Raw genomic sequence first — 7,607 nt, forward strand, 5'->3', positions numbered from 1 at the left:
CCTCCCTCCCCCACGGGACGCCGCCCCGCACGTCCCGGACGCGCCGCCGGCCGGGTACGGTCGTCCCAGGCGCGCCGGCGCCGGAGGAAAGGACCCGTACCCACATGCCGCCCGAGCCCCTGACCCAAGACCGCATCCTCGAAGCCACCGAGGAGGTCCTGCGCCGCTTCGGCCCGGCGAAGGCCACCGTCGTGGACGTGGCCCGCGCGCTCGGCGTCAGCCACGGCAGCGTCTACCGGCACTTCGGCAGCAAGGCCGCCCTCCGGGAGGCCGTCACCGAACGCTGGCTCGACCAGTCGCACGAGGCCCTGTCCGCCATCGCGTCCTCCGACGCCCCCGCCGAACAGCGCCTGCGCGACTGGCTGACGGCCCTCTTCGCCGCCAAGCGCCGCAAGGCGGGCGACGACCCCGAGCTGTTCGCCACCTACCTGGTACTGGTCGGCGAGAACAGCTCCACGGTCGAACGGCATATCGCCACGATGGTCGGCCAGCTCACCGACATCCTCCGCGACGGCACGGAACGCGGCGAGTTCTCCCTCCCGGACCCCGCCCTCACCGCCCGCGCCGTCTGGGACGCGACCAACCGCTTCCACGACCCCGCCTACGCGCCGGAGTGGTCCCACCCGGAGATCGACGCGGCCTTCGACACGGTCTGCGGCCTGGTCCTCCACGGACTACGTGGCTAATACACACACCATGACGCGTTCTTGACGAGGGGGTAACGGGTTCTTGATAGACCCGGCGCGGCGGCCCTGCCTAGCCTGATCTTCTGCCTCAACTCACCACTTCCGGCAGGAGAACATCCGTGAGCACACCCACGCTCGCTGACGACGCGATAGTCCTCACGCCGGCCCACCCACGACTCGCGGACAACCGACAAGGGGCGGCGGATCAAGTCGAGTTCGAGACGAGCCGTACGGCCGACGGACGCGTCTGCGGTCTGGCCTTCACCTCGGCCGAAAGCCTCGTGGCCTTCCACGGTCCGGACCAGCCCTGGGTGGCGCTTCCTCTGAATGCGCTGCGCACGATGCTCGGAGAAGCAGGCGTTTCCCTGGTCGTAGTGGACCCGCATGCCCTGACCGGACGAGAGGAAGGGCAGGTCGAACGTGGCTGACCGGCTCAAGGCGACAGTGGAGCACATCGACGATGCGGGCAAAGGCTTCCATCGTGAAGCGCTGCATCTCCACGAGTTCAAACACCTTTCCTCCCCCGCGACTCCGAGCGTGGGCGACTCCAGTCTGAGCGCCGCCCTCTCGCAGATCAGTGACGCCTTCGGCATCGCGCACGAATTGCTGACGGGGCTGATGGACCGGCACGGCAGCAGCCTCCGGTCGGCCGCCGGCGAGTACCACGACAAGGACATCGACATCCGCGGGGTGCTCGACGACATGATGGGCAAGGCCAAGTGATCGACGACGACATAGCCGGCCTCAAGGAAGTCGCTACGGACTACACGTCGGCTGTCGAAAAGTACGACGCCTCCTCCAAGGTCCTCAACAAGAAAGTGAACGGCGTCGTTCACGAGGCAGGCTGGAGCGGCGAGGGAGCAGCAGCCTTCCAGACCGTATGGGCACACGACGGCACAATCGCCGCGGCGCTCTCCGAAGCAATGTCTCTGGTGTCGGATGTCGTCACGGTGCTGACGGAGGAGTTGTCGGCGGCGAAAGGCGACCTGGGCGACGTCCAAGACGCGGCACGGGCATCGGGGCTGACTCTGGACAGTCAGGGAGGAGCAACCGGTACCGCTGAACAGCAGGTGGCGCTGGACACGTACCAAAGGGGGCGGGACGCGGCGCTCAAGCGGGCGCAGGACGCACGTGAGCTGGCCACGCAACACCTCAACGCGATCATCGCGCAGATCCTCAACGAGGGCAGCCCGAAACTTTTGAACGGTGCGGACTCGTTCACCCTGGCGGAGGTTCTCCGGGGCCTCTACACGACGCCGGCAGCTCTCACCCAGGAGAGCGCCAAGAAGCTGGAGAACCTCAAGCAGCAGGCCAAAAAACTGAAACGCGAGGCAAGGAAGCTGCCTAAAGGAAGTGACGCGTGGACTAAGCGCTTGCAGGAGCGGCGCGCCGCTCGCGCGAATCTCAGCAAGCAGCGTCTCCGCGTGGATTCCGTCAAGGGCTGGGAGAGCAGGTTCAAAGGAAGCGGCCCCGCACGCCTCACTATCAATGAGGTTGCGGAGCGCTACCGCGGCAGGGGCGTGGGCTCCATAGGCAAACTAGGCGCAGCCAGCACGGGGCTGACCGCGGCCATGGTCGGTCTCCAGATGTACGACGACCACCGCACACGAGGCTGGTCGTACGGCGAAGCTTTTGCCCGCGACGCGGCCCCGGCGGCTGCCGGGATGGCCATCGGAACCGGTGTGGAGAGCGCGATCGTGAGCGCCTCCGCGGCGAACCCGGTCGTGGCAGGCGGCGTGGTATTGGGTGTTGTGGCCGGCTATGGCGTAGGTACCGCCGGTTACGAGCTCACCCACGCCCATTGGGGCAGCAACATCCACAAGTACGGCGTCATCGGAGGTATCGAGGAAAGCCTCGGGGAAGCCGGGTCGAAGTGGTGGCACAACGATGTGGAAGACATGGGCAGAAAGATCGGTAACACCGCGAAATCCACGTGGCACAAGGGCGAGGGAGCGGTCAAGAAAGTGTGGCATGGCGTCTTCGGGTAGAGGTAAAAAGGGAGGGTATCCACCGGCTCCCGCCACCCTCCACTGGTTCGATCTCACCTGGGTCGATAGAGGCCCCGCCTACTGGTGGCGACGGTTCACCCGCACAGCCGTCCTGTTCATGGGAGCCGCTGTCACCGGTGCGATGTGTGTGGGCTTCATGATGGGCATCGCCCAGGCGGGGCACACCGTCCTGACCGTTTTCCTCGTCCTTTACGCCCTGCTCGGCAGCGGCATCGCCTACCTCACCATCTGCGATATCAGGAGCGTCGATCGCCTGGGGATCACGGCAGCGCGCCTGCGAGCGCGCTCACCCAGCCGACGGAGCAACGCCGCTGCCAAGGTCCTCAAGGCTCTCGCGGGCGTGGGCATGGTGCTTGCCCTCCCCGTCGCCTTCGGCGTGGTTCTTCCCCACCTCATTCGCAGCTTCGGCCGCTACACGGTCGGCGAACGCTACGAACGCAGGCGTATCGGTCTGGAAAGCTGACGGTCGACACCGCCAAAGAAGAGCCCTTTCGGCGCCAAGATTTCCGCTTCTCATCCGGAGTGCTGAGCGCTGCACGGCCAGTAAGCCATACAACTCCGGGAGTTGAGCCTGGATACCTGAGCGTGTGGTCCCGCACGCCAAAGCGAAAGCACCGTGACGGTCCCGGCCACGCCGTACATCCCATGGTCAGCACACTCACTTTGACGGCTCCTTGACGCGGCGACAACGCTTCCCCGCTGGACGGGTGTCACCCGCCTCCCTAAGCTGATCTTTCGCCTCAACTCACGCTCGGCGGCTGGAGAGTCGCACCATGGCTTCACCCGTACTCGACGACGACATAGCCGGCCTCAAAGGGAATCCGCGCCGCAGCGAGCAGCCCCGCGGTCGCCGCGGGTGTCGGCGACGCCATACAAGGCGACCCACGCATGGCAGCAGCCCTCAAAAGCTCTACTTCGTCGGCACTACGTGGCTGCACCGAGGACCGACCTACTGGCTCCATCGCGTGAAAATGACGGTCTGCTGGCTGCTCGTCACCGCCATGACGGGTGTGATGACGATTGTGGTCGGCGTCTCGGCGGCCTCCGAACCCGTCGTCCTGATCGTTCTCGATAGCCTCTACATCGTGCTCGGCAGCGGTACCGCTTACGTTGTCATCCGACATATTCGGAGCGTCGATCGCTTTGGCGTCATGGGAGCCGATAAAGCACGCTTCAACAATCGGTGGGACAGGGCGGCTACGGTGACTCTCATCTTGGTGGGGTTTTCCGTCATATTCTCCTTTCCTGTCGGCCTCGGCGCATCCCTTCCCTACTTGATCCGCAGCTTCGGCCGCTACGCTCCCGGCGAACGCTACGAACGCAGGCTTCTCGGCCTTGAAGGGTGACAGCAGACGGTCCCGCACTTCCGCACGGGGCACATCGCTGACGACGGGGCACTGTTCGGAAGGCAGGAATGGGCTCTTCGGGTAAGAAGCGGTACCGCGGGGAAGTGCGTGGTTACATGCCGGAGCCCCTGCACTTTGTCGGGTTGACCTACGAGCAACGTGGGCTCTCCTATTGGTGGCGGCGCGTGTTGCTGTCCCTCTTCTGGCTCTTTCTTACGGTGCTCTCCGGTGGCATGACCGTCGGGTTCGCCTACGGATTCGCCGAAGTCGGGCGAGGGGTGCTGATCGCGTTTCTCGTCGTGTACGCGCTTCTGTCGTGCTACGTCGGCTACCGGTCCGTCGTGAAGATTCGCAAGGCCGACCGGTACGGAGTCATGTCCGTCGACGACGATGACACGCGGCCCGGCGGCGGCTCGGCCGTGGGGACCGCCGCGTCCCTGGGCTCCGGCTGCGCTCAGGCGCTGGTGGTTTTCGCGGCCCCCGTCGTCTTCGGGGGAACACTCCCGCACCTCATCCGCAGTTTCGGCCGCTACACCATCGGCGAACGCTACGAGCGCCGGCAACTCGGTCTGGAAGACTGAGCGATCAGTAGGGACGGAAGTGGCCAAGAAGAAACGCCCGCGCAGACACCTACCCCCGCCGCCTCGGCCACCCGAGCCGACAATATCCAATGCCGCGATGCGCTTCGGCGGAGTCCTGCTCGTTCTGGGCGGGTTGCTGTTCGGGGTGTTCGGCGCGGGTATCGCCAGTCATGCGTCAGGGCTGTTGGGAACGCGCGGGACGTTTACGGTCGAGCGGTGCGAGCACCACGAGACGAAGCAGCGCGGCGGCGGACACGGCAAGGACGTCGTCGACTGCTTCGGCACCTTCCTCCCCTCCGGCGGCGGGCAGGCGAGGGCCGGGCTCGGTATCGACCGGGAGTACTCGCCGGGCCGGCGCGTCACCGCCTCCTGTGACTTCATCCGCATCTGCTACAAGATCGACCGGGTGAACGCCTGCGGCTGGTTCGCGGGTCTTCTGGCCGGGCTGATGATGCTGTGTTTGGGCGGGCCAGGCGTGGTGCGTGGTGCCGCCTGGCTCACCGGGCCGTACGACCGGGGCCGGATGGTCCAAGGGCGGCTGGTGAAGGGGCTGTTCTGGCCGGCCCTCGCGTTCCTCGTGGTGTTCGTGGTCCTCCGCGTCACCCTGTGACGGGCGGCGGCGGCGCGCCCAGCGCGAACGGGACGGCGGAGAGCGGCACAGCCATCACAGCCACCACCGCCACACCGCGCCCCTCACCCCACCCCCAGGAACCGCAGAACAGCGAGCACCCTCCGGTGATCCGCGTCCGCCCGGGGCAGGTCCAGCTTGGCGAGGATATTGTTGATGTGCTTCGCCACGGCGCTCTCGCTCACGACGAGTTGGGACGCGATGCCCGCGTTGGAGCGGCCGGAGGCCATGAGTTCCAGGACCTCGCGCTCGCGCGGGGTGAGCCGGTCCAGGGGGTCGCTGTGCCGCCGGAGCAGGAGCTGCGAGACGACCTGCGGGTCCAGCGCCGTACCGCCCGCCGCCACCCGTCGCAGCGCGTCGATGAACTCCTCGACGTCGGCGACCCGTTGCTTGAGCAGGTAGCCGACGCCCCGGGTGTCGCCGGTCAGCAGATCCGCCGCGTACCGCTCCTCGACGTACTGGGAGAGGAGCAGCACCGCCGTCTCCGGCCACTGCCGGCGGATGACGAGCGCCGCACGCACGCCCTCGTCCGTGAAGCCGGGCGGCATCCGCACATCGCTGACCACCAGGGCCGGACGGTGTTCGTCGACCGCCGCGAGCAACGCCTCCGCGTCACCGGCCTCGGCGGCCACCTCGAACCCCGCCGCTTCCAGGACTTTCACCAGCCCCACCCGCAGCAGTACGGAATCCTCGGCGATCACGGCGCGCACGGCAGCTCCACAGTCACAACGGTCGGGCCCCCCACGGGGCTGCTGACGGAGAAAGTGCCGTCCACCGACGCCACCCGCTTGGCCAGCCCGGCCAGGCCCGTACCGCCCGCCTCGTCCGCCCCGCCCACGCCGTCGTCGGAGACGACCACGAGCAGTATCCCCCCGAACCGTTCGACGGTGACCTCCGCCCTGGACGCCTGCGCGTGCTTGACGACGTTGGCGAGCGCCTCGGAGACGACGAAGTAGGCCACCGCCTCGACGGCGGGCGCCGGCCGGGACGCCAGGTCCACCCGGACGCGGACGGGCAGCGGCGCGCGTTCGGCGAGTCCGGACAGGGCCGCGTCCAGGCCCCGGTCCTCCAGGACCGCCGGGTGCAGGCCCCGGACCAGGTCGCTCAGCTCCTGGATCGCCGCCTTCGCCTCACGGTGCGCCTCGTCGATGACCTTCCGCGCGTCCTCGGGGAGATCGGTCAGCGTGACCTTCGCCAGGCCCAGGTTGACGGCCATCGACACCAGCCGCTGCTGGGCCCCGTCGTGCAGGTCGCGTTCGATGCGCCGCCGTTCGGCGTCCGCCGCGTCCACCATCCCGGCCCGGCTCTCCGTGACCTCCTCGACCCGCCGCGCCAACCGCTCGGCCGGCGTGGGACCGAGCAGGCTCACGGCCGCCCGCGCGTCCAGCCGGGCGAGTGCCTTGGCCAGCCACGCCGCCGCGTACAGCCCGCCGGCCCCGACGGCCGTCAGGTATGCCGCCTGTGTCGTGTACCCGAGGTGGGACAGCCGGAAGTCCAGCGGCAGCGCCCAGATCCAGACGTACACCGTCACCGCCGCCCCGCACGCCGCCGCGACGAGCAGCGTCAGGAACGCGGTGAAGGCGATCAGCGGCCCGACCGCCAGGTGGTACCACACCTGCCGCCGGAAGCGCTCGGAACGCAGCGCCTCCCCAATCCCCATCCGCCGTTCCGGACGCGGGACGTCCACGTCGAGCCAGGTCCGGAAGCGCAGCCGCTGCGCCGCGGTCAGCAACGGCGAGCAGGCCGCCAGCAGGCCGAGCGTCCCGAACAGCACCGCCAGCACGACCGACGCCCGGGCCGGCCCGCCGTCCAGCCACGGCACCGACAGCAGCAGCAACGCGCCCGTCTGGATGAGGAGGCCGAAGACGTGGAAGGCGGCCGGCCGGCCGACGCCCTCGAAAGGACGCAGCAGGGGCCGGGACAGGGTGCCCAGGACGGTCATGTGCATGAACGGAACCGTACGGGCGGCGCCCGCACCCCGGCCATGTCACTGCTGTCCGTCCCGAAGGTGCAACCAGTACCACCCCAGGACGGGCGGCTACGCCAGTGACCGGAGCGGTCCGGGCGGTGATCGTGGAACACGTCGCCCCGTCGCCCCGCCTTCCCGTCCCGTCGGACGTCGGACGGCGGTCGCGACGACCGGCCTCTCAACGACCCACGACCCGACGACCGACCCCCACGACGCCCCCGACGATCCGCCCCGACACTCCCGTGGCGGACCGGCGGCAGTCCCTGGCGAAGGAGCCGACCCGATGACCGTCCTCGAACTCCCGCGCCATCCGCCGTCCCCGCGCGACGCCGCGCCCCGGAGCCGCGAAGCCGAGGTCATCCCCCTCCACCTCCCCGAGACCCTGTCT

At 68.4% G+C, this 7,607-nt stretch carries 10 protein-coding genes; 8 read left to right on the plus strand and 2 right to left on the minus strand.

Annotation, left to right across the window (positions count from 1 at the left end; translation table 11 throughout):
• Positions 1-104 precede the first annotated feature (104 nt).
• The 8 genes from ACSNOK_RS28105 to ACSNOK_RS28140 all read left to right on the plus strand — a co-directional run bounded on the left by ACSNOK_RS28105 (position 105) and on the right by ACSNOK_RS28140 (position 5,232).
• Positions 105-686, plus strand: coding sequence for a TetR family transcriptional regulator (locus tag ACSNOK_RS28105; RefSeq protein WP_436783597.1), 582 nt, complete (start codon positions 105-107; stop codon positions 684-686).
• Between the two features lie 119 nt (positions 687-805).
• Positions 806-1,114, plus strand: coding sequence for an SAV_915 family protein (locus ACSNOK_RS28110; RefSeq protein WP_436783598.1), 309 nt, complete (start codon positions 806-808; stop codon positions 1,112-1,114).
• A complete protein-coding gene (locus ACSNOK_RS28115) occupies positions 1,107-1,409 on the plus strand; it encodes a DUF6317 family protein (RefSeq protein ID WP_436783599.1) in 303 nt (100 codons plus the stop codon). Before ACSNOK_RS28110 ends, ACSNOK_RS28115 begins: the two co-directional genes overlap by 8 nt.
• A complete protein-coding gene (locus ACSNOK_RS28120) occupies positions 1,406-2,674 on the plus strand; it encodes a hypothetical protein (protein ID WP_436783600.1) in 1,269 nt (422 codons plus the stop codon). Before ACSNOK_RS28115 ends, ACSNOK_RS28120 begins: the two co-directional genes overlap by 4 nt.
• A gap of 148 nt (positions 2,675-2,822) precedes the next feature.
• Entirely contained in the window at positions 2,823-3,158 is a 336-nt protein-coding gene (locus ACSNOK_RS28125; protein ID WP_436783601.1) for a hypothetical protein, read from the plus strand.
• A gap of 502 nt (positions 3,159-3,660) precedes the next feature.
• Positions 3,661-4,041: a hypothetical protein gene (locus tag ACSNOK_RS28130; protein ID WP_436783602.1), complete on the plus strand. Its 381-nt coding sequence runs from the start codon at positions 3,661-3,663 to the stop codon at positions 4,039-4,041.
• A 116-nt stretch (positions 4,042-4,157) separates the two neighbouring features.
• Entirely contained in the window at positions 4,158-4,622 is a 465-nt protein-coding gene (locus ACSNOK_RS28135) for a hypothetical protein (protein ID WP_436783603.1), read from the plus strand.
• Positions 4,623-4,719: 97 nt separating this feature from the next.
• Positions 4,720-5,232, plus strand: coding sequence for a hypothetical protein (locus tag ACSNOK_RS28140; protein WP_436783604.1), 513 nt, complete (start codon positions 4,720-4,722; stop codon positions 5,230-5,232).
• A gap of 83 nt (positions 5,233-5,315) precedes the next feature.
• On the opposite strand, the gene ACSNOK_RS28145 is transcribed toward ACSNOK_RS28140, so the two are convergent.
• The gene (locus tag ACSNOK_RS28145; protein WP_436783605.1) at positions 5,316-5,960 is read right to left on the minus strand and encodes a LuxR C-terminal-related transcriptional regulator; all 645 of its coding nucleotides are present in this window, start codon (positions 5,958-5,960) and stop codon (positions 5,316-5,318) included.
• Positions 5,948-7,198 carry a sensor histidine kinase gene (locus tag ACSNOK_RS28150; protein ID WP_436783606.1) on the minus strand — a complete coding sequence of 417 codons (1,251 nt, stop codon included), beginning with the start codon at positions 7,196-7,198 and terminating at the stop codon, positions 5,948-5,950. Before ACSNOK_RS28150 ends, ACSNOK_RS28145 begins: the two co-directional genes overlap by 13 nt.
• Positions 7,199-7,607: the final 409 nt, after the last annotated feature.

The organism is Streptomyces sp. URMC 126 (assembly GCF_051386555.1).
Classification (GTDB): domain Bacteria; phylum Actinomycetota; class Actinomycetes; order Streptomycetales; family Streptomycetaceae; genus Streptomyces.